Here is a 24,660-nt window from a genome sequence, read left to right as displayed (position 1 = left end):
TGTTCTTTTTGTACTTTATGTACATGAACATTTCTATTTTCGAAAAGACAATTAATTTTTGTTTTTTTAGGTATCTAGTTTGTGATAGATACCGTTATTCGTGTTCCTTTGATTAAAAAACAAATCCAATTATATCCAAATAAGATTCGTGTTATAAAAAGGTTGATTAGTAGTGGAGTTTATAATAATAATTAAACAGAAGATTAATATTTTAGAATATTCTTTTTAATTATGGGTATATATGTCGAATTGGATAGATCATTATAACTCCTAATTGATATGTAGATAATTTTTTTGTTAAAGGGTGTAAACATGAATAAATCGCTTAAAGTTTCATTGCAAACGAAGATACTCACTTTAATTATTACGCTCATTTTATTTATTGTTTTTCTTTTGTCAGGAATATTTGTTTATATCCAGTCTGTTGATACGAAACGCCAAGTTGAACAGCTGGCCCTGCAGACAGCTAAATCTATTTCTTTTATGCCAGAGATTAAAGAAGCATTTCACACTGGAAATTCTAACATTCACATCCAGCCAATCGCTGAACAAGTTCGTGAGCAAGCTGGCGCAGATAATGTAATTGTGGAAGATCGTTATGGAGTTATCTATTCACACTCCAATCCCAATTGGATCGGGAGAAAAAGGAGCACCCCTTATAACGACCAAGCACTCAGTTTTGGAGGATACTATACGCTAGAAGGAACAGGAACAACTGGTCCTGCATTAATGGCGAAAGCACCAATCATTGTGGATTACGGGGACTATGATCAAGTAGTAGGTGTTGTTACAGTAGAGTTTCTGAAAAAAGGTATCCAGTCTAGTATATTGAATCGAACGAAAGAAATTATTGTATTTTCGTTAGCTGTCTTGCTAGTTGGAATAGTTGGAGGGGTGCTTTTAGCACGAAGCATCAGAAAAGATACGTTGGGTCTAGAGCCAAATGAAATTGCTTCGTTATACCGAGAGCGTAATGCAATACTCTTATCCATAAAAGAAGGAATCATTGCCATCGATCAAAAGGGACTTATTACGATGATGAATACTTCTGCGAAGGATATGTTGGATGTAGATACCGATTACCTGCATCGACATATTACGGAAGTTCTCCCAAATTCTCATATGATGAGAGTGCTCGAGACTGGTATCCTGGAAAACAATCAAGAAATGCCGCTCAAAGATAAAGTGTTTATCTTAAATATGACACCTATAGTGGAAAATACCCAAATTGTTGGCGTTGTATGCAGCTTTAGAGATAAAACGGAGTTGCAAAAATTAATTGATACGATCTCTGAGGTGAGGAAATACTCAGAAGATTTACGTGCTCAAACACATGAATTCACCAATAAGCTTTTTGTATTATCAGGTTTACTTCAATTAGGCCATTATGCAGAGGCATTTGAATTTATCCAACAAGAATCTAGCATTCACCAAAGTCAGAATCATATTTTATTTCATCAAATTCTTGATACGAAGGTGCAGGCTATTCTACTCGGGAAACTAGGGACAGCGTCTGAGAAGAAAATTCAGTTCAATATTGAAAGCGATAGCACGCTTAATCCATTGCCAGATCATATTGAAATCTCACATCTTATCACCATCATTGGAAACATGATTGACAATGCATTTGATGCGGTTAGTCATCAATCGGAAAAATGTGTTTCTTTTTTTGTTACTGATATTGGTAATGAGGTTGTCTTTGAAGTGATAGACAATGGGGGAGGAGTGCCAAGCGAAAAAATAGATACCATCTTTGAAAAAGGTTTCTCCACGAAAGGAAACAATCGTGGTTACGGGCTAGCGAATGTGAAAGAAATGGTGGACTCCCTGCAAGGAACAATTGAAATTAATAACCAAAAAAACGGGGGAGCTATTTTTACAATCTATCTTCCTAAAAAATTGGATGAGAATAGATGAAATAGAAGGGGATGTACATATGTTGAAGGTTGCAATTGTAGAAGACGATTTCCGAGTAGCACAAATTCAGGAAGGCTTTTTATCAACAATAAAAGATATAAAAGTTGTAGGAAAAGCGTTGAATACAAAAGAAACAATAGAACTGTTAGAAAAAGAAGAAGTTGATTTACTCTTATTAGATATTTATTTACCAGATGGAAATGGTACAGATTTGTTGCCGAAGATTCACGTAAAGTTTCCAAACGTTGATGTAATTATGGTTACCGCAGCTAATGAAAAAAGTATGCTCGAAAAAGCGATTCGAAACGGAGTATGTAATTATTTGATTAAACCAGTTACGCTCGAAAAATTTGTTCGTACTATTGAAGATTATAAGAAAAAGAAGCAACTATTAAATAGCCAGAGTGAAGTCAATCAGCCGTTAGTTGACATGTTTTTTGGCACTGCACAAACAAATGATGCTACTCAGAAAAACTTACCTACAGGTGTTGATCCGCTAACACTGCAAAAGGTAAAAACAATCATAGGGGATTTAAAGGGCGGCATTACAATAGAAGAAATGGGAGAACAGATGGGAGCCTCAAGAACAACCGCAAGAAGATACTTGGAGTATTTAGTTGCGACCAATGAATGCACAGTAGAGTATACATATGGCATTATCGGGCGTCCAGAACGTAAGTATCGCCTTGTCTGAAAAGGCATAAGCAACGGGGGATAGGAATCATGAAAAAAAGATTGTTCGCATTCATATGGCTACTTGCCTGGGTAATAGCGGGTTGCTCTTTGGAAAAGCCCCAAGCTACTAACAAAATAGACATAGACCAAGTGGAATTCGTTGCGCCTAATGTTGCAGGTGCAGGGTGGGATTTAACAGCACGAGCGATACAAAAAACATTGCAAGAAGAGAAAATCTTTACAAAACCAATTGTTGTAACGAACAAAATAGGTGGCAGTGGTGACGTAGGATGGAAATATACAAAGAAAAAAGGTGGTCATGTACTTGCGATAAATTCGAGCTTACTCATAACCAATCATCTATTAGGTCACAGTAAGCTAACATATAAAGATTTCACACCGATTGCTACTTTAGCGGCTGAATGGGAAGTCGTTGTCGTATCAAAAGATACAAACATAAACAACGGAAAAGAGTTAATGGAAAAATTGAAGAAAGACAAAAATAGGATTAAAATCGGCGTTGCCCCTGGTTTAGGAAATGATGATCATCTATCATTTGTACAAGTAAGTAAAGCATCTGGAATCAACCCTGCAGAGCTTGAGTTTTTCGTCTATGAAAACAAAGAGAACGTTATAAATGCTCTAATTGATAAGCAAATTGATGTAGCGACACTAACCCTATCAGAAGCAGAAAAACAATACAAAGCAGGAAAAGTGAAGATATTAGCCGTATCCTCTCCCGAAAGGCTAAAAGAACTGCCAGAAGTTCCAACTTGGAAAGAACAAGGGACTGATGTCGTATTTCAACACTGGAAAGGAGTCATGGGGCCTCCTGATATGACGGAAGAGGAGGTTGCTTATTGGGATGGGGTTATTGGGGCAATGGTTACAACGGAGACGTGGAAAAGTATTTTGGAAGAGAAGGGGTGGGGGGATTTTTATAAGGATAGTGGGGAGACGAGATTGTTTTTGGAGCGGAAGAGTGAGGTGTATGAGGGGTTGATGTATGATTCGGGGGATTTTAAAAGATGAGGTACAGAAAGGGAGAGGATTGTGGGATGAACAAAAGGCCTAATTTATTTTCATATGCGACAAGTGAATTGTCTCAAGATGCTTTTATCTGTTGGCTAACAGAGTGGACGGATCCACAGTATAAAGAAGTGAATCGTGAGTTGCACGAAGTAGGTACTGATTTTATTAGAAAGATATATGATTTACATAAAAAAGATTTTCCTACGTCTATCGAAAAAGTTGAGATTACAAGACAATTTAAAGGGTTAGATATACTTATTGAAATTAATGGTAGGCAAGCTATTTTAATTGAAGATAAAACATACACAAAAGAACATTCCAACCAACTAAAACGTTATTATGAGGCAGTTGTTGAAATGGAAGAATACAATGAGTGTGATATTTTACCTGTTTACTATAAAACAGGTAACCAAAGTGATTACTCATCGGTCTTTGAAGCGAAATATGTTCTGTTTACAAGAAAGAAAATGCTTGAAGTTTTACAAAATGGTGTAAATAAAGGAATTCAGGATCAAATATTTTTAGACTATTATTCTTACTTAAGAGAAATTGATCAAAAGTATGATGGGTATAAGAACCTCCCGCTAAACGAGTGGAAGGGTGAAACTTGGGCAGGATTCTATGAGGAATTAAAACAAAGAGGCATCCAAGGACATTATGGATATGTGGCGAATCCTAATGGTGGTTTCTATGCTTTTTGGTGGAACGAGCAAGAAGACAAAGAATGTAAACAGTATTTGCAGTTAGAAGAAGACTGTTTATGTTTTAAGATACATGTGCATGAGAATGATAAAGAGAATAGAAGAGAGCTTAGAAATAAATGGAGTACGAAACTTATTGAACAAAGTCAAACATGCTCTCTTTCTTTAGAGAAACCGAGGTTTGGGAATGGGGAGTATATGACGGTTGCTGTGTTGAGGGATTATAGGGTGAAGGGTGAAGAAGGGAGAATTGATATGTGTAAAATGATGGAAGTTTTGTGTGAAGCAGAAGGGCTGTTAAGACTAGGTATAGGATCTAAATAGTGAGGGTATTAGATCGCAAATATAAGTGAAACGAGTGGCCTATAAGTAATTTTAGATATTTGATAACTGTGAGCCATTATTTAGTTATCTATAAATAAAAGAAGCGTCAAAAGTGAACGCTTCTTATGTATTACGTATCTATTTTTTTAATTCCTTTTTAAAAAGCTATTTTTATGCCAGACGTATTCATTAAACAATCCTTGACTACCATAAGGAAGTGAGATTGTATCTTTATTAATTATAATTTTACGTTGATAATAGTCAGTCATCTCAAGGTGGAATGGATTGATTTTTAAAATATCATCCACTGGATGATAGGAATACACCCATATTTGTCCATCTGTTAAATTATCTCCTATGCTAATAATAATTTCTTCATTCTTATCGTCGTTAAAATCATAGGTTGCTACCTGAATAGAGTAAGTATGAGGATTATCTAAATCTCCAAATTCGTTAAGAATCCCATCTTGAATTTGTTCTAATGGGATTTGGACTGCACTATCATTCTTAATTAATTCGATTTTAATGCCATTGGGGTGATCTTTGCCGAAGAGGAGGTTAGCTTTGCCATCCTTCAGTTTAATCGGAATTTCTTTATCTTTTTCAGAGTATGTATAGCTTGCCACATTATTTAAAGGTTTGTTGTTAGAATCTAATATGGTAATTTGGCTATGATTAGATAGTGCCGAAGCATCCGTTTTTTCTGTTTTGGTATCGGCGTCTGATTTGTTTGTTTCTGTATACGTACTTGTAGGAGTTTCTTCGGATGCTCCACTACTTAAGGGAATGAAATTTCCAAAAACACCTAGTACTTTAATATTTTCAGTTTTTGATAAATAAGTATCAAAAACTGAAAAGAAAACATAATTACTTGTGGTTGTAGCTGAACTAATTAACTTATTTCCTATAAGGTCAATTCCGAAACCAGCGAAACCATTTGTCTGCTCTTTTAATTTCTCAGTTATCCAAGAAACAAAGCTTTCTTTGGACGGGTTAGTGATTGCAGCAATTATCAATAATACTATAAGGGCTACTTTTTTCTTCATATGTTTATGCCTCAATTCTAATGGGTATATCGTATATTATAATTATAGCATTTAGTTTAACATTTGGGAAAAGATGTATAACTTGCGAAATATTGATAAATTCAGTGTTGAATGCAATTACTTTTATATGGCTCTTAAATGTTACAGGGAAAATCGATGCATCTATAAACGATGATATAACAACGTGCTATTTAGGTTATTGCATCATAAGCTGAAGAAATTGAACGAGATGAGCTTTTGTGTATTTGTCTATTAGCACAAATGGAAGGGCATCCAATATCATTGTATGAAATGAATAGAAAAGAACCGTTAGTTTAAGTAGCTATCGATTTGTTTTTGAAGGAGATCTAGTATCACTCCTTTGAAATTCATAGCATAAGTTAACACGTTAATCTGTTTAGGAGCAGAAAGTTGTTCAAATCGTTTGGCGTTTCTAAAGAAATGATTTAAAAATTTACGTTTTTCATCTGTTAATCTGTTTGGGCTTTTTTGAGGAAGTCCGGCCCTTTCATATAAAAATTCTTTTACAGTTGTATCTAATTTTAAACTAGTGATTCAATTTAAAGTGGCCTCTGTTGAATGATTATTTATATATTTTTGTGGCACAGCTGAGTTGTAGTGATAATCTCTTAAGTCTTGTTTTGTAAATCCGGTCATTTTTGTAAGTTGTGAAAAAGACAAATTTCTGTTTGAAAGTTTATTTAAAATACTTTGTTTGCTAGTTTTATTAGAATCTCCTTTATTGTGGAGCCTTCTTAATATTTTCAAGGATTGTGTAGTATCTCCTGTGAATTCTTCTATTATGCAAGGGGCTTCATCTAGATTGGTGTGACTAATCATGAAATAATATAAATCATATTTTCCTACTAGAAAATATTCATCTTTCTGAGGATGCTTTTCAACTGGCAACAGTAAATCAAAGATACTAAGATAAGAGAAAATGTTATTCATTCTTGAGTAGAAGACTTTTGTAATATGTGGGATATATAGTGGTTTTATTTTTCTAAGAGGAATCGTAATAATTTCTTGTGTAAGATATGTGCTAATCATATATACACCTCCTTGTAGCATGTATATGGAATTTTAAAATTGTCCTATGACAATTTTATATGAAAAAGTATGTAGCAAATTTGTGAAGAGAATTGTTTGGTAGAGGTATGAGACTCCGACTTGGTGAAGTTGGAGTTTTTTGTTTAATATTTACATTTTGAGATATATACTTGTATGTAAATGGAATAATATGAACTATTGTTATGGAGGAAGTATATGCGAGAGAAACTACTTATTGAATGGGCTAAAAAAATAAAACAGGTTAACGAGATAGATACTAATAAATCGAATTGGATTACAAAGATAGATGATAAAGGATTATATGTTGAAACAGAGTCCGCACGTGAGAAGTACGAAAGAGGAGAAATATTAAATCCATATTTTATGATAACTTTTGAGGATCTTCAGCAAGCTTGGCAAAAATTCATAAATGTTCGTGCAGTAACGGGTGAAGATTTTGGGCAGGTGGGTGAACATAACGCTTTTTTGATGACTTTCTTTTCACAACTTCCTTTTGTGAATGTAACTGGCTCAAAATCTATTACACTTAAAGAATTTCAAACAGATGATCTACCATGTGAGCAATATCATAAAGTAATCACATTTTTAGAAGAGGTAATAGATAATACATATGATCCGAAAAATTTAAGTAACCAAACTACTGGGAATTTATATAGAGTTAAATCTAAAGGACGCCAAGATCTGAGATTGTTAGGTTTTCTGAATGATGATCATGATATTCATACGCCTCTACTAAATGAATATATTGAATCAGAAAATAAGGATGCCGTCATTCGAAAGTTGATTTTACAACAAGAATATTTTCGGATTGTCCTGTTTATACTTGATCTCTTACGTAGCTATTCAAGGCCTGAGAAGAAAGACGCTTTAGTGAATTTAGGAATGAAGATCGTTCGAAATTCACGAGGGGATAACTTAATGGTTGAATCAGTAGCAAAGGAACGTACTCATAATTTGTTAATGTGGCTTGAACAGGTAGGGTTAATTAACGAGAGCTGGATTCCAGTTGAGCAATATTTAAAAGAGAATGGTGCAGAGGGCGATACTATGAATAGTAACTTACGTGAAAAATTTTTAACTGTTATGCATGAGTATTTAAAAGCAAGAACGGAAAAATTTGCAGGTCATAAACTTGGTTCAGTCGTTCGAAATGAAATGACAACGGAGATAACTCGTTTGCATTTTATTGATCATAATCAGTACATTGTTACAGGTTCAGTTGGACAAGGGAATTGGGCTGCGGTTCCATGGCTCGCTATTATGAATAAAGACATTACGACATCTACGCAGCGAGGCTATTATATTGTTTATTTATTTAGCGAAGATATGAAGCAACTATATTTGACGCTAGCGCAAGGAGTAACTGAAACTTCTAAAGAGGAAATGGAAGAAATTAAAAAAGAAATCCGTCAACATATACATATGTCTACAAAAGTAAAAAAAGATGATGGGATTTTCCTAGGTACAAGTCCAAAAGCAAAAGGCTATGCCAGCTCAACAGCGGCATACATTTCATATGATGCTAATCAAATGCCAAGTGAAGCAGAACTAGTAGAAGATTTAAAAGAAATGCTTAGCTACTATGAGGGATACATTGCTTTTAGAGAGAAAGGGGCTGAGCCTGTGATGGTTTCCGAGAAAAAAGAAATAGATTTGAACGAGAAGGAAATTGTAGAGCATGTCTCTTCTTATATGAAAAGCAAAGGTTTCTATTACGATAAACAAGATATTATTAACTTTGTCTTTTCTCTAAAGACGAAGCCCTTTGTTATTTTATCTGGTATTTCAGGAACAGGGAAAACAAAAATTGTTCAATGGTTTGCTGAAAGTTTAGGTGCAACTGAGGAAAATGGACAGTTCACGCTTATTCCCGTGCGCCCTGATTGGAGCGATAGTTCTGACTTACTTGGTTATGTGAATATTCAAGGTGAATTTCAGGAAAGGCCGTTAATTCAAGTTCTGAAAAAAGCAACAGAGAATCCGGACAAGCCTTACTTCGTTGTGCTCGATGAGATGAATTTAGCTCGCGTAGAGTACTATTTCAGTGATTTTTTAAGTGTCATTGAAAGTCGTAGATGGGAAGAGGGAGTATGTGTTACATCGGCTGTTCTTCCAGAATCAATTGTTGGGAAGCGAATTACGATTCCATCAAATGTGTACGTCGTTGGAACGATCAATATGGATGAAACGACACATCCATTAAGTAAAAAGGTATTGGATCGTGCAAATACGATTGAATTTAATCAAGTGAAATTAGATTCCTTTGAGTTTTTAATAGATGCAGAAGAAGTACAGGCAAAGTGCGTTTCCAATAGTTCCTTAACAGCCAAGTTTCTTCATTTAAAAGAATGCTTCCAGCTTAATAAAGATCTTGTGAAGAAAGTATCTCATATTTTAATTGAAATGAATGAGATTCTTGAATTGATTGGAGCGCAAGTTGGGTACCGGATACGTGACGAAATTTGTTTTTACATGGCTTACAATGAAAAAAGTGAACTATTATCGTTTGACGAGGCGTTAGACTATCAACTGTATCAAAAGATCTTACCGCGTATTGCAGGAAGCGATGGGAGAACAGAAGAGGCATTAAAGAAATTATATACGCTATGTACAAATCAAGAGTTTGATAACGAAGATGTGATGTCTTATGCGAAGTATCCCCGTTCTGCTAAGAAGCTGTCTCATATGTTAAGGAGGTTCGAGTATGATGGCTTCACCTCTTTCTGGATCTAACGGTGATATAGAGTTAGTTAAGATTGAGACAAAAGATTTGTCATTGACGATTAAAGGAAATCCCTATCATGAGAAGTATGAGAGCTTAAAAAAACATCAATCAATTGCTTCAGATGAAATGATGCATTTTCATGTGTTTGGAACAAGTGATTCTGTCATGGTATATGATGCTCGGTTACAAAAGCTTAGCGAATTAGCTGAGCACCCTCCTATCTTTTTCGAGAATAGGAGTTATCAACTCGTTATCGTCCCTAAAAATGATAGGGAGTTATCTTTTTATCATGAGCATCCATCTCTTCGAAAGGCAATCAGTTCTACTCAAATGGGTCCATTGGAACTACTAATGGGGAATCTTTCATTTCCAAATGAAGTAGGATATACAAGATTTGAAATTAGAGATGATAAAAATACTTTATTAACAGTCACACTAGAAATTTTTCCATCAAAGCTCGATTACAAAGATGATTATCGAGCTTTATTGGAAGAAGTGAACGATGAAATTTACAATCTAGCATTTCATTTATTGAAAAGAACTTACTTAGGAGCATCAACAATCTATGCGACTAATCCATCTAAAAGTGAGTTTTATCGAATTTTAAATGACTCTTTTCGTAGATTTATGAAGGCAATTTCTCATATTAAAAGACAACCCCACCATACACTTATTACTAGGCGCCAGCTTGTACGAGGAGAGAGGATTCGTAGGCTAGATTCTGTTGGAATGAATTACTTACGAAAAAGACCTCACTTATTTCAAGAAGCAGGAGCAAATATGGTTCCAGCGAAAGGAATTACAGCTTATAAGGAAGTAACGTACGATACATTGGAAAATCGGTTTGTTAAGTGGATGATTCAGAGAGTGGTACATAAAATCGATGATTTACTTAAATCGTTGGAAAAGGATAATGGATTTAAGAGTTTACCAATTGACGATGAGCTAATTCAAAACGTAAGAAAAATGAAATCTCGAATGAAAACCGAGTTGAATGATCCGTTTTGGAATGGGATCGGGAAGTTGGATCGTTCTGTTTTTTCTCTAGTCATTCAAATGGCTGCTGGTTATAGAGAGGCGTATCAAATTTTTCTAATGTTATCGAGAGGTTTAACACTAAGAGGGCAGATTTTTAAAATGTCTGTTAAAGATGTTGCGAGATTGTATGAGTATTGGACGTATTTAAAGCTTGGACAAATTCTATCTAAAAAATATGAAACAGTGGATCAAGATATTATTAAAGTTCGGCAAGATGGATTATATGTAACACTTGATGAAAGTAAAACGGCAAAAAGAGTATTTCGGCACCCGGAAACAGATGAAGTTATTGAACTTTATTTTCAAAAAAGAAACAAAGCATTGCCAACGGTCACACAAAAGCCGGATACAATGCTCGCTATTGAGAAGAAAGGGAAGAACTATCAATATCAATACATTTTTGATGCTAAATATCGAATCGACTTTGCCAAAAGTGACTCTCATTATAAAAGACAGTATGGAATGCCTGGACCTATGGAAGAGGACATTAATACAATGCACCGATATCGAGATGCATTAGTAGTAGACCAAGGTGGACCGTTTGAGCGAACAGCCTACGGAGCTTATGTATTATTCCCATGGAATCAAGAGGAAGAATATGAACACCATCCTTTTTATAAAAGTATTGAAAAAATAAATATTGGTGGATTCCCATTTTTACCAAACGCAACAACACTAGTAGAACAATTTCTTGATCATCTCATCGAAAAAAGCTCAGAAGAGATTATACGAGAAGGAATCCTTCCAATAGGAACAAAAGAAGAATGGAGATCCTCTTTAGATGAAAAGGTATTAGTTGGTAGTGTGAAAACAGAAAAAGATTATGAAGCATATATGAAGGAAGACTTCTATCAAATTCCTGTCTCACAATTAAAAACAGGTTGGCAAGAAGCGAAATACATAGCTTTATATGCACCGAAAAAATGGTATGGAGAAAACGGTGGGATTCAACATGTGGCAAAAATTAAAGATATCCATATAAACAGGGAGAATCCATTATCTAGTGATGAAACAAATGATTGTGTTTATTTCGAACTGGAACCATGGAAAAAGCTCAATCATCTCATTTGTCCAGTAGGGTATGGAATTCAGACATATATGTTAACAAGTATGTCTCTTTTAAAAGAAGTACAAGAGCTTCCGGAATTATTTATGAAATCAAAAGAAGAACGTGTCCTTTGGAAAACGCTGCGGCGATTTACGAAACAAGTGAAGGTTGAACTAGATCACTTTAATGTGGATGAGGCGTCTTCTATTAAGAGTTATTATGTGCAGGATGTTCAGATCAGGATTGATTATGAGCGGGGGAATGTGATGGTTGGAAAAGGAGAAGAGTTTAAAGAGTTGCCTTTGGATTTGGTTGTGAGGAATTCTTCGGTGTTGTTTAAGGTGGTTTTGGAGGAGATAGGGAGCTTGGATTATCAAACATGTGAAACAGTTTGAAACTGTTCAACCTTACAAGCAAAGTGAGAGGGAATATATCAGTGGTGAAATATTTTCGAGGTTTTATTTATTTATTTATTTATTTATTTATTGGCAAGAGATATACAAGATTATCGTCAGAAAGCCAAGTTAATGGAAGAATGGTATCGAAACAAAGCGAAAAAGACTTTCGATGAATTATTGGACAAGTTGTACCCACTCATGAAAAAGTATGACATTGAAAAACCAAGAATTGAGATGTGAGTTATGAAAGCACGTTGGAGATCTGCTTTAGTTGGTGCAAATACGATCTTACTTAACTCAGAGCTGATTAAAGCGCCGAAATATTGCATTGAATATGTTATTTTACATGAAATGATTCACTTTAAATACAATGATTACAGTGATAAATTCTATAACATGCTTCATGCAATGATGCCTGATTGGGAAAAACGTAAGGCGATTTTGGACGAGGAAATTGTGAGAGAGTTGTAAACAACAGAGATATTATAACTAGATAGGCACAGTAAAGGGCAGTTCTTACATGTATATTTCTAATGCAGGACTGTCCTTTTTGTACATCTGGTTTGGGATGAGGAGGTTTTTTAATAATCGTCTTCACTTTATGACACAATAAAAGCGAAAGAATACGAAAATAGAGATATGAATGTTTTTCAATTTACCTAAACAAGCATGGTGAAAGTAAAGGAACGATTGTTTTAAACTTTATTATTAATGATACAAGGGTACTTCTTGAAAATCGTGTTACTTTCGTATCTATCTAAGTCTATCATTTTAGAAGGGAAAGATGTTAACTTAACATTATCAAAGTATATAATAGTATAAAGAAATTTTATATTATGTTGTGATAACAATGAAAAAGCGTTTGATAGAATAATATTATAGTTACCAATATCGGAACTATTCTATTAATCTAAAATTAAATGTAAAATTCAAGAAGAGAGGTTCGTGAGATGCCTGAAGTTACAGATCTAGAGTATCGTTTGTTAAGTCAGCTAGCATATTTTGATGAAATTACTGAGGAATTGAATTCATTAAGAGATCAACATATTCTTCCTATTGAATTACATAAATTCACTAGAACTTTAGAAAGGTTAGACAGAGAACTTATTGAATTTAACTCTAATCTTATAAGTTCAGGAATTGATTATAAAAATATTTTAAAAAATTGGTCAGTACTCCATTCAGTACAAAGTTTGTTGAAATCCTCGGAAGGAGAAAAAGCTTTAAAAAAGTCCAATTATAAAAATCCTGAGTTAGATGCATTTGCATTCATTAAAAATAGCATCCAACCTGGTACAGGATTTAAAACTGATATGGTTATAGCATATAGAGGTACTAATTTGAAAAAAGTTAATCAATTATTAAAAGATTTGAAAGAGAATGGCAAAACAACTAATAATGATTTTTTTACGGAAAACTTAAAGCAAAGCGATTGGGCATCTGTATTTTTTCAATTGATGCACCAAAAATTTTCTCGAAATATTGAAATTAGTTTAACTGGACATTCAAAAGCAGGGGCGTTAGTCCAAAAAGTTATATTATTAGCTTTACAACGTGATAATATTGAAGTTTCAGGTGTTACGTTTAGCTCATCGGGAATACTAACAGTAGTTGATGAACCAGAGGAAGGAATGATAAGTTGCTCAGAAATTAATAAATATAAATCTTTATGTAAGAATTTTGTAGTTGAAGGCGATCCTGTTATTAATTATATAAAAATATTAGATCGAAATTCTCAAACTAGCTATGTAGGCAAAAAAATAAGTCTTGAACACAATTCAAAAGGGAATGCCCATAGGATAGCCTCTAGTTTTGATAATCATTTTGATAGTGATGGTTTTATAGAGTGAAATCTCATTAGCCGAATTCCCTGCGTTGCTAACAAAGGAAGAAGAGCAATATTTGAAGGTGGCAATGAAGAATATATAAGGATAAAAAGGTATCCTCAATTTGTTAGAATGCCTTTTTAATTTGAGAGAGCGTAGATAGCTACTTTAATTCTTTTCTTTCCTTTGCTCTTTTGTACTCTGTTCCTCAAGATACGATTTCTCTTCTTCTGAAGTAGCTAAACGATACGCCTTCCCATACGTGTTTCCAACTGCTCGTTTCCATATATCACTATACTCCTCGACAGCTTGTGAGAAATCGCCTTTTTCCCAACGATCTAAAATTCCGCTATACTTTTCTTTGTCTGCTAGCATATCACTGTCATTTACTAGTTGGCGAAGCTTTTTTATATTATCAGAAGACATAGCGATAAAACCATTTTTCTCGTTGGCCATTACTTTTGGTGAGTCATTTTGTACATAGGGTCGATAATAACTCCTTCAGCGCTAGTTATATCATTAGGTTTTCTACCTTTCGTGATAGCTTGTTTTCACTTTTAGATTTCAAAAAACTATCCATTATGCGCCCATGCAAATACACCCAATAGCATAAGAAAAATTGTGATTATGAGGGGCTTTGATCACTTCTTCATGTCTTGAAGCCTCCTCATTCAGAAACCGATCCATAACATTTTATAATATAGATGAATATTTGCGTTTTATAGCATACATTCGATCTCCCTTTTCAGTACACTCCAATAATTCCTTATCTATTAATAGATGATTTTCGTGTAATTTAAAAATAAAACTGAAAACATTGGAAGTAATTTAAATGCCAACCTACAATAAACTAGTACGTGACCGCATCCCAGAAATAATCAAACACAACGGAAAAGCACCTACAACAAGAATACTAAACGAAAAAGAATACATAGAAGAAATAGGCAAGAAAATAGGAGAAGAGTTAACGGAGTATTTAGAAGCAGAAACTCAGGAACATAAGATAGAAGAACTAGCCGATCTATTAGAACTCATAAACGCACTAGCACAGCATGAAGGTGTAACACTGGAAGATGTGGAAAAAGTACGGAAACAAAAAGCAGAACAACGTGGTGGTTTTCAGGAGCGAATCTTTTTAGTTGAGGTACATGATGATTAAAGTTCAGCTTAACCTTTAAAGCATATATTAGCTTGAAATGGTCCAAGTATTTCACAAGGTGTTGTAAAATGGATATATTACATACGAGAAATCGCAAGATTTAATAGGGAGGCTTCCAAATGCATATGGATAAAGGAGGAAATTTACAATTAACGAGTCAAGCTCTTGAGGTAATGAATAACGGGATTGCGGTTACAAGTTATGATGGAACGATTACATTCAGTAATCCATCATTCTGCAGTATGTTCAACAAAACAGAAAACGAAATAACTGGTAAACACATATCGACGATTATCTCTAATCGTAAACAGCTAGTAGTAAATCAAAATGATGGTTTACATCAGTACGAGTGCAAGATTGGAAACCAAGTGTTCATCGTGAATGAATCTCCTGTATATACGAGCGGAAAAGAAGACGGATCGATTGTCATTCTAGAAAATAAGGGGAAAAGCATATCGTCTTTGGAAAGTGCTATTAGCCGATATGAAAATGCTTTGAATTTGTTGTCGGAGTGTATTATAGGGGTGAATGAGAAAGGAATCATCAATTTTTTTAGTGGTGCTTATGCGCAATTTTTAGGGATTGATGACCCGAGGGAAGCGATTGGAAAGCATTGTACGGAGGTTGTTGAGAATACGCGGATGCATATTATTGTGAAGACGGGACAGGTGGAAATTGGGCATATTCAGCGCGTTAATAGTCAGAATGTTATTGCAAATCGCATCCCTATTATGAAGGAAGGGCGGGTTATTGGTGCGATTGGTAAAATCATGTTTCATGATATCCAGCAGTTTAAAGCTTTGGCGGATCAGATTCGCGCAATGGAATCGAAGTTATCATACTATCAAACTGAGTTAAAGCGGCTGCAAGAAGGACGGTTTTCGTTTCAAAGTATTGTAGGAGAGAGTACGAAAATGGAAGAAGTGAAAAGGATGGCTTTGAAGGTTTCAAAAAGTCGGTCTACGGTTTTGATAAGAGGAGAAAGTGGAACGGGGAAGGAGCTTTTTGCCAATGCCGTTCATCATGCGAGTCCGCGTGCTGATGGTGCGTTTATTCGATTGAATTGCGCTGCGATTCCGAGGGATCTTTTAGAAGCTGAATTGTTCGGGTATGAGGAAGGAGCTTTTACCGGAGCGAAAAAAGGCGGTAAGCCTGGAAAGATTGAGCTGGCTCATAAGGGAACGTTGTTTTTGGATGAGATCGGCGATATGTCTTTGGACATGCAGGTGAAGTTGCTTCGGGTGCTGCAAGAGAAAGAGATTGAAAGAATCGGCGGCACAAAAACTCATAAGATTGATGTCCGTTTTATTGCGGCAACGCATCGAAATCTCCGTGAAATGGTGCAAAGAGGGGAATTTAGAGAGGATTTATATTATAGGCTACATGTGTTTGGGATTGATATCCCTCCGCTAAGAGAGCGAAAGGAAGATATGGTACATTTAACTGAATTTTTAATTCGGAAATTGAATGAGGAGCTTGGTAGTAGCGTTCTTTTATTGGACGACAAGGTAAGGGACATTTTTATGGAGCACGATTGGCCAGGGAATATTCGGGAGTTAGAGAATGTGCTGGAGAGAGCGATGAATGTTGTGGAAGGAACGGTTATTCACGTGCATCATCTTCCTGTTTATTTACGGCAAAAGAATTTGGAAGAGGCGCTAAGTTGTGAGGGATATCAAGAGGAGAACGAGATAAGCTATTCACTGCAGGCGGAAGTGGAATCCGCTGAGAAAAGGGTGATTGCGAGAGCTTTGGAAAAGACAGCTGGAAATAGAAAAGAGGCAGCGGATCTTTTGGGAATTCACCGAGCTAGCTTATATCGAAAAATAGAGAGATACGGAATCGGATAAAGGGCGAATAGGCCCTTTTTTTATTTGTCGCGTTTTTGCGACGTTTTCTTATATATGCGACATGGTTGTTATCGTTTGTAGCATAAATGCGACATGCGAGGGTGGACAGGTAAGAGAGATTGGGGGCTTGTCCTTGAAGAATAGGGAAATGTGGAATGAGTCGATTTTTGGCATAACTCTTGCTATGTAAATGAAAAGAATGTGAATAGGAAGGGGATGGAATCTAGTGCTGGAGAATCAGCGTTTGCCACATTTTCTTATGCAAAGTATCGACAAGTCGCCTAATAAGGTGTATTTACAATTTGAAGAACAAAGGGTTACGTATGAGGAACTTTATCACCGGATTACAAGGGCTGCAGCGGGACTTTGTGAAATCGGTATTCAAAAAGGTGACAAAGTTTGTATTATGCTTCATAACAACCCTAAATATTTGGATGTATGGTTTGCTTTATCTTTTATGGGGGCAATTGCGGTACCTCTTAATGTGCATTTAAAGGGAGAAGGTTTGCAGTATATTGTATCCCACTCTGATTGTAAGCTCATGATCGTTGATAAAGAATTTGTTCCTCAAATTGCTTCTTGTTTGCCATTTATAAAAAGGGAAATTGAGATTGTTGTCTACGGCAATAATGAAAACGCAATCACTATGGGTGATGGTAAAGAACGACCGATAATCGGATTGAAAGATGTATTGTATACAAATCATCACTATCTTCCAAATGAATCTGTTTCCTCCTCTTCTATCAATAGTATCCTTTACACCTCTGGAACGACTGGATTACCGAAAGGGGTCATGTTAAGTCATTCTGCTTATGTCAAGTCTGCAAAGTCATTCGCTACCTATATGGTCGGCGCGAATTCGCAAGATATTTTATTTACAGCGCTGCCGCTATTTCATATTAACGCTCAAGCTCATACAGTACTCGGTGCTATTTCTTCCAATGCGACGGTTGCTCTTGGAAAGAGGTTTAGTGCTTCACGTTTTTGGGATGAAATTCGCAGTCATGGCGCAACGATTTTCAATTCTTTAGGGTCTATGATTCCGATTCTTTGTAAGCAACCGGAAAAGGAAAACGATTATGAAAATCCAGCAAGGGTGACGGCTTGTGCCGCTACGCCTAAGGAATTTTGGAAGCCGTTTGAGGAGAGGTTTGGCGTCCGGATTGTGGAAGGTTATGGATTAACGGAAACGACAGGTTTTTGTGTAACAAATCCATTGAATGCTAATAAGCCACCCTTCTATCGGAAAACCATATTCCTACGTCGAGACAAAGGTTGTAAATGAGGAAGGAAATGAAGTACGGACTGGTGAGATCGGAGAGATTTTCATTCGTGCTTTACAAGGACAAACATTTATGGACGGTTACTATAAAATGCCGGATAAAACAGAAGAAGCGATGGAAGGAGGATGGTTTCATACAGGCGATCGCGGTTATCGAGATGAGGAAGGCTACTTATACTTTTGCGATCGAATCAAGCAGTGTATTAGGAGACGTGGAGAAAACATCTCTTCTTGGGAAATTGAAAAGGTCGTGAATAACCATCCGAAGGTGCTTGAATCAGCAGCTATCGGTGTCCCGTCGGAATTAGGGGAAGAGGATGTCAAATTATATGTAATTGTAAAGCAAGGGGAAACGCTGTCCCATGAAGAGATTATCGATTGGTGTCAAGAACGCATGGCTTACTTTATGGTGCCGCGATACGTTCAGTTCAAAGAGTCTTTCCCAAAAACTGCGACGGAACGGATTCAGAAATTTAAGCTGCAGGAAGAAGGAATCGGTGCTGCTTGGGATCGTGAGCAGGCTGGGTATGTTATTAAGAGAACGAGTTGAGAGGCCTTATTACATATGAGAAAGAAGGGATTGCATTGGAAAATAAGCGAGTTGTTTCATGGTCCAAAGAAAAAGGAATCGCGACTATTATCATTGATAATCTTCCTGTGAATGTACTGAGCTATGCGGTGATTGAGCAATTGACGACGGCTGTTGATGAAATTGAACGGGATGATGAAGTCATTGTTGTAATCCTAACTGGTGCTGGCGAAAAAGCTTTCGTTGCCGGAGGGGACATTAAGTCATTTCCGGAATGGATTGGAAAAGGAAATGAATATGCAGAGGAAAAATCATTGTGGCTCCAGAACCCATTAAATAAGTTGGAAAGCTTGCCGAAGCCTGTCATCGCTGCGATTAATGGATTAGCGCTTGGGGGCGGGTGTGAGTTAGCTCTATCATGTGATTTACGGATTATCGAAGAACAGGCCAAAATTGGGCTTCCGGAAGTGACGCTAGGTTTGTTTCCAGGTGCGGGAGGAACGCAGCGTTTGCCTCGTTTAATTGGAACTGCGAGGGCAAAAGAAATGATGTTTACTGGTGAACCGCTTAGTGCCGAAGAGGCTTTTCAATTTGGGTTGGTAAATCATTTTGTTCCGCGCGGCGAAGCGCTAAATAAGGCGAAGGAACTGGCTACGAAGATGGCTCGGTTCTCTCTTCCTGCTTTATCGTTGATGAAGCAATCTATCAATAAAGGATTATCGTATTCTCTTGAGGAAGGGCTAAAAATAGAGGCTGAAAATTTGGGGCATGTCTTTCAAACGAGTGATGTAAAAGAGGGAGTGGGTGCTTTTATAGAAAAGAGAGTACCGCTTTTTCAGCATAAATAAAAAGAATACGATGTCTGCCTTTGGTAGGCATCGCAACATAAAAAAATTTGGGGAGAATTAAGGGGGGATTAGAGGTTATGGATTTATTCATTGTACTGTTATCGCTTGGCTTGCTTATATTTGTTGCTTACCGGGGATTCTCGGTCATTTTATTTGCTCCATTATGTGCTTTGCTGGCTGTGTTTTTGACTGATCCAGCGCTCGTTTTACCGTTCTTTTCCAATGTTTTTATGGCGAAGATGGTCGGATTCATAAAATTATATTTTCCTGTGTTTTTGCTTGGAGCGATATTCGGTAAGGTGGTTGAAATCACTGGAATCGCAGAGAAAATCGCGAAAATCATCATCCGTTTTATAGGTGTGAAAAGAGCTATTCTTTCCATCGTGTTAATGGGGGCGATTCTTACATACAGCGGCGTTAGTTTATTTGTCGCAGTATTTGCGATTTATCCATTTGCGGCGCAATTATTTCGCGAAGCAGATATTCCGAAACGTCTCATTCCAGCGACAATCGCATTTAGTGCATTTACGTTTTCGATGGATTCGCTTCCTGGATCGCCTCAAATTCAAAATGTGATTCCAACTACGTTCTTTAAAACAGACATTTATGCAGCCCCTACATTAGGAATCATCGGAGCATTGTTTATTTTTACATGCGGCATGCTGTATTTGGAAAGGTGTAGAAAAAAGGCTGCGGCTAAAGGGGAGGGTTATTTTGGAAAAGGTGATGCGGCTTCTGAAATGGCTGCTGCAACTAACGCGCAAATGGCAGAAACGCCGCTTATTTCAAATGATGCGATTCCAGCTAGTTACTGGATAGCTTTTCTTCCACTTGTACTAGTCGGAGTGATGAATAAAGTTTTTACAGAATTCATCCCTGTTTGGTATACGAAAGGATTTGATTTTGCATCTATCGGTTTAAAGGAGTACGGAACAATTGATATGGCACAAGTTGTCGGTATTTGGTCAGTGGAAATCGCACTTCTTATCGGTATATTGAGCGCTATATTATTAAACTTCCAAGCGGTAAAAGAACATTTTCAAACGATTACAAGCGTGGGCGTAAGTGGTTCCATCTTAGCTGCGATGAACACGGCAGCCGAGTATGGATTCGGTGCCGTTATTGCGGCTTTACCTGGCTTTGTTATGATCCAAAATTATTTGACGGGGACATTTTCCAATCCTTTAATCAACGGAGCGGTCATGACGAATATATTGTGCGGGTTAACAGGGTCAGGATCGGGCGGAATGAGTATTACATTAGGCTTAATGGCAGACAAATATATTCAAGCAGCGGCGGATTTTGGGATTCCGTTAGAGGTATTGCATCGCGTTATCGCAATGGCAGCGGGAGGTATGGACACTCTTCCTCATAACGGAGCGGTTATCACGTTGCTTGCAGTGACAGGATTAACGCACCGGGAAGCTTATAAAGAGATTTTCGGTATTACTTTAATTAAGACAGCTGCTGTTTTCTTCGTTGTTGGTGTGTATTTGATGTTTTCTATTGTATAGGCGAGAATACCATAGCCATCAAGTTATGTATAATTGTAAACAAGCCATCATTCTATGAATGGATGGCTTGTTTGTATGTCTTCAATGACATCCCTTAGTGTTGCTTTGGAATAAAGTTTGATCATTTTCTCCCTGTGTTACTCCATAATCGTGCCCTTTTCTTGAATAACTAATATGCTTTTATTAGCTGGTATAGGGGAAGATCAAAGGCTGTAAAAACCGGTAGACATTTATTGAGCGTTATCACCCGTTAGATGTATTCCATTCTGTTTGTAAACTTAATGCCGTTAAAAATTTCAGTTTGGATTGATTTTATTCTGCACTAAATGGCCCATTTATTGAAGTAACATTATTGTTGATAAGGGGATTTACGGATTTTTTGCATAAATAGTTCTGGATTATCAATCTGTTCAAAACCATATTGGTTATATAATGAATGTGCATCATTAGTAGCTAACATAAACCTACGAACTCCTTGTAGTTCGTGATGTTTGGTGATAATGTCCATTAACCATTTTGATAATCCTAATTTACGATAGTCCGGTAATATAAACACATCACAAAGATACGCAAATGTTGCTGAATCTGTTATTACCCTTGCAAAACCAACTTGTTCAATAACTTCATTACCATTTTCACCTTTATAAACACCAAAACATAAGGGAGTATTTTCAATTGACTTTTTTACTGTTTCCTTGGGTATCCCCTTTGACCAGTAAGCTTCTTGACTCAAAAAATTATGTATTAAATCCACATCCAAATACTCTTTATTAGTAGAAATCGAAAAGTCTTTATTTATCCATATTCTCATTTCAAATCCCCCTAAACTTTTTTAATTCTACTGTAATTATATCAAACCAATGATGTAAATCTTTTTAAACTAACCTGTAACAGCAGCTTAATAAAAATTACTTCAATCCACAAAGATTCCCTCAAAACTTTACTCCATTAAATGGTCCTATACCAAAAGAAAAGGCACAATTCATATTAGAGAATTGCCCCCGATTACTTAAATATGATACTTAACTAGGTATATTTTATTTCATCATCTCATTATAAATATAGAGACTATATAATGCAGGTATCAACAAACCAAGAGCAAGGCAAAGAACAGAACAAACCTCCACGCTTATTCCAAAAGAACAAAATTCAATCTTATACTACCAAGAATAATAACGGAAATACGGCAGTCATGAAAAAAGAAAGCTGCCAAAACTTGAATTTGCTTGCTTTATCTAAAATCGTCCCTGGTTGATTGTTTACACTTTATACTTCGCTAGAAAAAATTTTTCTCAAATTTAAGGAGGAAATTTAATTGGAATCAGTACCATCTACCCAAACGAAGCTACAAGCTCGTGAATACACAAAAAAAAATGCACTTATTTTCATTGCTGTTGTCGCTATTCTTATTGGAACTATTTTTGTGAGTTTATTACAACTTCAGCCACCAAAGGTTGTACCAGCTACTGGTTCAGCAAATGAGTTTTCTGCCGAGAGAGCACTCTCCCATTTAAAAGAGTTTGCTGTAAAACCACATCCTCTTGGATCGGTAGAACATGACAGAGTTCGAGATTATCTTGTTCACAGTTTAGAAGAGTTAGGATTAAATCCTGAAATCCAAAAAGTCAATTCTTTAAATAGTGTCGACAGATGGATAGTAGGCGGCACGGTGGAAAACATTGTTGCCAAAATCGAAGGAACGAACTCTACAAAATCGATTATTCTTGCTGCACATTATGATTCTGTACCAGGATCACCAGGTGCAGCCGATGATGGCGCCGGAGTGGCTGCCATCTTAGAAACAGTAAGGGCCTTAAAGGAAATGGCACCTCTTCAAAACGATGTCATTATACTCTTAACAGACGGAGAAGAAAATGGATTACTTGGAGCAAAAGCATTTGTAGAGGGACATCCTTGGGTAAATGATGTCGGATTAGTGTTAAACTTTGAGGCACGGGGAAACGAAGGTCCCTCTTTTATGTTTGAAACAAGTGATAACAATAGTTGGCTAGTTAAGGAGTTCGTTCAAGGTGCTTACACACCTGTCGCTCATTCCTTCCTTTATAGTTTATATAAGCAAATGCCAAATGATACTGATTTCAGCGTGTTTAAAGAAGCCGGTCTTAAAGGATTAAACTTTGCCTTTGGTGATGGGGTTAGCCATTATCATACAACCAGCGATAACTTTCAAGAGCTAAGTTTAGAAAGTCTCCAGCATCACGGCGAATATATGTTACACCTTGTCACCCATTTTGGAAACGTCGATCTCACTCAAACTCATGAAGGGAATCAAGTTTTCTTTAACATTTTGGGTTCCAACATGATCACCTACTCAGACAAGCTTGTCATTCCGATTATGCTGTTGGCGGTTATTCTTTTTGTCGTTACGGTCGTACATGGATATTGGCTTAAGAAACTATCCCTTCTTGGAACATTTGCAGGTTTTCTTGTTTTCATTATTGGCATCATCGGGTCTTTTGCCATCGGATCAGGATTATGGTCCGTACTCACCTTTATTTTTACGGATCAAGAATGGTTAATGGGAACCGATAGGACGGTTGATACCTTTTACTTCATCAGTTTTTCCATTATTATCTTTGGTTTCTTGACTATCCTTTATGGGTTGGCCCATAAAAAAATCAAAACAGGCAGCTTAATGATGGGTGCCTTATTTCTTTGGTTAATCCTTTTAGTTGCCTCGAGTTTTCTGCTCCAAGCAGGCAGTTATGTGTTTGCGTGGCCACTATTATTTGCTCTAATCTGCGTCAATATTTTAATTCGTTTAGATGAGCATTCATGGAAGAGTTATCTTGTTACAGCTGGTTTTGCCATCCCGGCATTTCTTATTCTATCACCAGTTATTTATCTCTTTGAAGGCCTCATATCCATGCATATGGCTGGTGTGCTCATGGTCCTTGTTTCTCTTTTAGGTGCCATGCTGGTATCTATTTTCACCACCTTAAAAATAAAATTCAATTGGGTGATACCATCCATCTTCTTAGTTACAGGATTATTGGTCATGATCACTAACAGTATCAACCTAAATAACATGCCGACAGCAGAACATCCACAAGCAAGCGATATTGCTTATTTTATGGATGCAAATTCAAACAAAGCATATTGGGCGACCCGTCAGCCATTAAATGAATATACATCGAATTATATTAATGAAAATGTGAAGAAAGGCCATACGTCAGAATTATTTCCTATTTTAAACTGGGATATAAGTTATACCCAGGCTGATTTATATAGCATGGAAGCACCTAGTGTGACGGTATTATCTGATAAGGTTGAAGGTGCCAAGCGGACAATAGAATACCAATTGAAAACGAATCGCAATGCTGAAGAATTGTTAATGGAGTCTTTTTCAACGATGAATGTATCTCAACTGATCATCAATGGAAAAGAATTGGAGTTGAAGCAAAAAGAATTCACAAAGGAATCGCCATTTGAATTCAATTACGTTCTAGGTCAAGCCGAAGAGTTACATGTAAAGGTAACCGTAAATGCTAAGGATTCTATAGAGTGGATGATAGCCGATCGTTCTTACAGCATTCCAGAATCAAAAGGGGAACGGTCGTCAAAATACAGTACCTATGGGGATAATTCATACATCATGAAAACGATTAAACATTAATGACCATTAAATAAAGGCCGACATATACAATGTTTGATTT

Annotated in this window: 17 protein-coding genes and 1 pseudogene; 14 read left to right on the top strand and 4 right to left on the bottom strand. The window is 36.5% G+C overall.

The window, feature by feature from the left end; all coding sequences use genetic code 11:
• Positions 1 to 312 precede the first annotated feature (312 nt).
• From HRG09_RS23310 to HRG09_RS23295, 4 genes are read left to right on the top strand one after another with little or no spacing between them, the layout of a single operon-like run.
• Positions 313 to 1,917 carry an ATP-binding protein gene (locus tag HRG09_RS23310; RefSeq protein ID WP_174103168.1) on the top strand — a complete coding sequence of 535 codons (1,605 nt, stop codon included), beginning with the start codon at positions 313 to 315 and terminating at the stop codon, positions 1,915 to 1,917.
• Between the two features lie 19 nt (positions 1,918 to 1,936).
• Positions 1,937 to 2,611, top strand: a complete 675-nt coding sequence (locus HRG09_RS23305; RefSeq protein WP_174103167.1) for a response regulator — start codon at positions 1,937 to 1,939, stop codon at positions 2,609 to 2,611.
• Between the two features lie 29 nt (positions 2,612 to 2,640).
• Positions 2,641 to 3,624, top strand: a complete 984-nt coding sequence (locus HRG09_RS23300) for a tripartite tricarboxylate transporter substrate binding protein (protein WP_174103166.1) — start codon at positions 2,641 to 2,643, stop codon at positions 3,622 to 3,624.
• A 26-nt stretch (positions 3,625 to 3,650) separates the two neighbouring features.
• Positions 3,651 to 4,649 carry a PD-(D/E)XK nuclease family protein gene (locus HRG09_RS23295; protein WP_174103174.1) on the top strand — a complete coding sequence of 333 codons (999 nt, stop codon included), beginning with the start codon at positions 3,651 to 3,653 and terminating at the stop codon, positions 4,647 to 4,649.
• Positions 4,650 to 4,795: 146 nt separating this feature from the next.
• On the opposite strand, the gene HRG09_RS23290 is transcribed toward HRG09_RS23295, so the two are convergent.
• Together HRG09_RS23290 and HRG09_RS23285 are read right to left on the bottom strand one after the other, a co-directional pair.
• Entirely contained in the window at positions 4,796 to 5,695 is a 900-nt protein-coding gene (locus HRG09_RS23290) for a hypothetical protein (protein WP_174103165.1), read from the bottom strand.
• Between the two features lie 555 nt (positions 5,696 to 6,250).
• The gene (locus tag HRG09_RS23285) at positions 6,251 to 6,745 is read right to left on the bottom strand and encodes a hypothetical protein (RefSeq protein WP_254610161.1); all 495 of its coding nucleotides are present in this window, start codon (positions 6,743 to 6,745) and stop codon (positions 6,251 to 6,253) included.
• Between the two features lie 216 nt (positions 6,746 to 6,961).
• Between HRG09_RS23285 and HRG09_RS23280 the strand changes: the two genes are divergently transcribed.
• From HRG09_RS23280 to HRG09_RS23265, 4 genes are all read left to right on the top strand, one after another.
• Positions 6,962 to 9,499, top strand: a complete 2,538-nt coding sequence (locus HRG09_RS23280; protein WP_174103164.1) for an MrcB family domain-containing protein — start codon at positions 6,962 to 6,964, stop codon at positions 9,497 to 9,499.
• Positions 9,474 to 11,972, top strand: coding sequence for a restriction endonuclease-like protein (locus HRG09_RS23275; protein ID WP_174103173.1), 2,499 nt, complete (start codon positions 9,474 to 9,476; stop codon positions 11,970 to 11,972). Before HRG09_RS23280 ends, HRG09_RS23275 begins: the two co-directional genes overlap by 26 nt.
• A gap of 246 nt (positions 11,973 to 12,218) precedes the next feature.
• Positions 12,219 to 12,446: a M48 metallopeptidase family protein gene (locus tag HRG09_RS29150; RefSeq protein ID WP_254610160.1), complete on the top strand. Its 228-nt coding sequence runs from the start codon at positions 12,219 to 12,221 to the stop codon at positions 12,444 to 12,446.
• Between the two features lie 479 nt (positions 12,447 to 12,925).
• The gene (locus tag HRG09_RS23265; protein ID WP_174103163.1) at positions 12,926 to 13,825 is read left to right on the top strand and encodes a hypothetical protein; all 900 of its coding nucleotides are present in this window, start codon (positions 12,926 to 12,928) and stop codon (positions 13,823 to 13,825) included.
• A gap of 144 nt (positions 13,826 to 13,969) precedes the next feature.
• Here the strand turns inward: HRG09_RS23265 and HRG09_RS23260 are convergent, their stop codons facing one another.
• Entirely contained in the window at positions 13,970 to 14,257 is a 288-nt protein-coding gene (locus HRG09_RS23260; RefSeq protein WP_174103162.1) for a DUF6241 domain-containing protein, read from the bottom strand.
• Positions 14,258 to 14,633: 376 nt separating this feature from the next.
• On the opposite strand from HRG09_RS23260, the gene HRG09_RS23255 reads away from it, so the two are divergent.
• From HRG09_RS23255 to HRG09_RS23235, 5 genes and pseudogenes are all read left to right on the top strand, one after another.
• Entirely contained in the window at positions 14,634 to 14,960 is a 327-nt protein-coding gene (locus tag HRG09_RS23255; RefSeq protein ID WP_174103161.1) for a nucleoside triphosphate pyrophosphohydrolase, read from the top strand.
• Positions 14,961 to 15,079: 119 nt separating this feature from the next.
• Positions 15,080 to 16,810: a sigma 54-interacting transcriptional regulator gene (locus tag HRG09_RS23250; protein ID WP_174103160.1), complete on the top strand. Its 1,731-nt coding sequence runs from the start codon at positions 15,080 to 15,082 to the stop codon at positions 16,808 to 16,810.
• Between the two features lie 226 nt (positions 16,811 to 17,036).
• A pseudogene (locus tag HRG09_RS23245) lies at positions 17,037 to 18,642 on the top strand (ATP-dependent acyl-CoA ligase).
• Between the two features lie 35 nt (positions 18,643 to 18,677).
• Positions 18,678 to 19,469, top strand: a complete 792-nt coding sequence (locus HRG09_RS23240; RefSeq protein WP_174103159.1) for an enoyl-CoA hydratase — start codon at positions 18,678 to 18,680, stop codon at positions 19,467 to 19,469.
• Between the two features lie 77 nt (positions 19,470 to 19,546).
• On the top strand, positions 19,547 to 20,983 hold the full coding sequence (locus HRG09_RS23235) for a GntP family permease (protein WP_174103158.1): 1,437 nt from the start codon (positions 19,547 to 19,549) through the stop codon (positions 20,981 to 20,983).
• A 349-nt stretch (positions 20,984 to 21,332) separates the two neighbouring features.
• Here the strand turns inward: HRG09_RS23235 and HRG09_RS23230 are convergent, their stop codons facing one another.
• Entirely contained in the window at positions 21,333 to 21,794 is a 462-nt protein-coding gene (locus HRG09_RS23230; RefSeq protein WP_174103157.1) for a GNAT family N-acetyltransferase, read from the bottom strand.
• A 504-nt stretch (positions 21,795 to 22,298) separates the two neighbouring features.
• Here HRG09_RS23230 and HRG09_RS23225 point away from each other — a divergent pair.
• Complete coding sequence (locus tag HRG09_RS23225) at positions 22,299 to 24,620, top strand: M20/M25/M40 family metallo-hydrolase (RefSeq protein WP_174103156.1); 2,322 nt, start codon at positions 22,299 to 22,301, stop codon at positions 24,618 to 24,620.
• The last annotated feature ends 40 nt before the right edge of the window (positions 24,621 to 24,660 follow it).

Origin of the sequence: Bacillus sp. Xin1, from assembly GCF_013314535.1 — a bacterium.
In the GTDB taxonomy this organism is placed as follows: Bacteria; Bacillota; Bacilli; order Bacillales; family Bacillaceae_G; genus Bacillus_A.
Note: the sequence above shows the minus strand (reverse complement) of the source record. Positions and strands in the feature narration are given on the sequence as shown.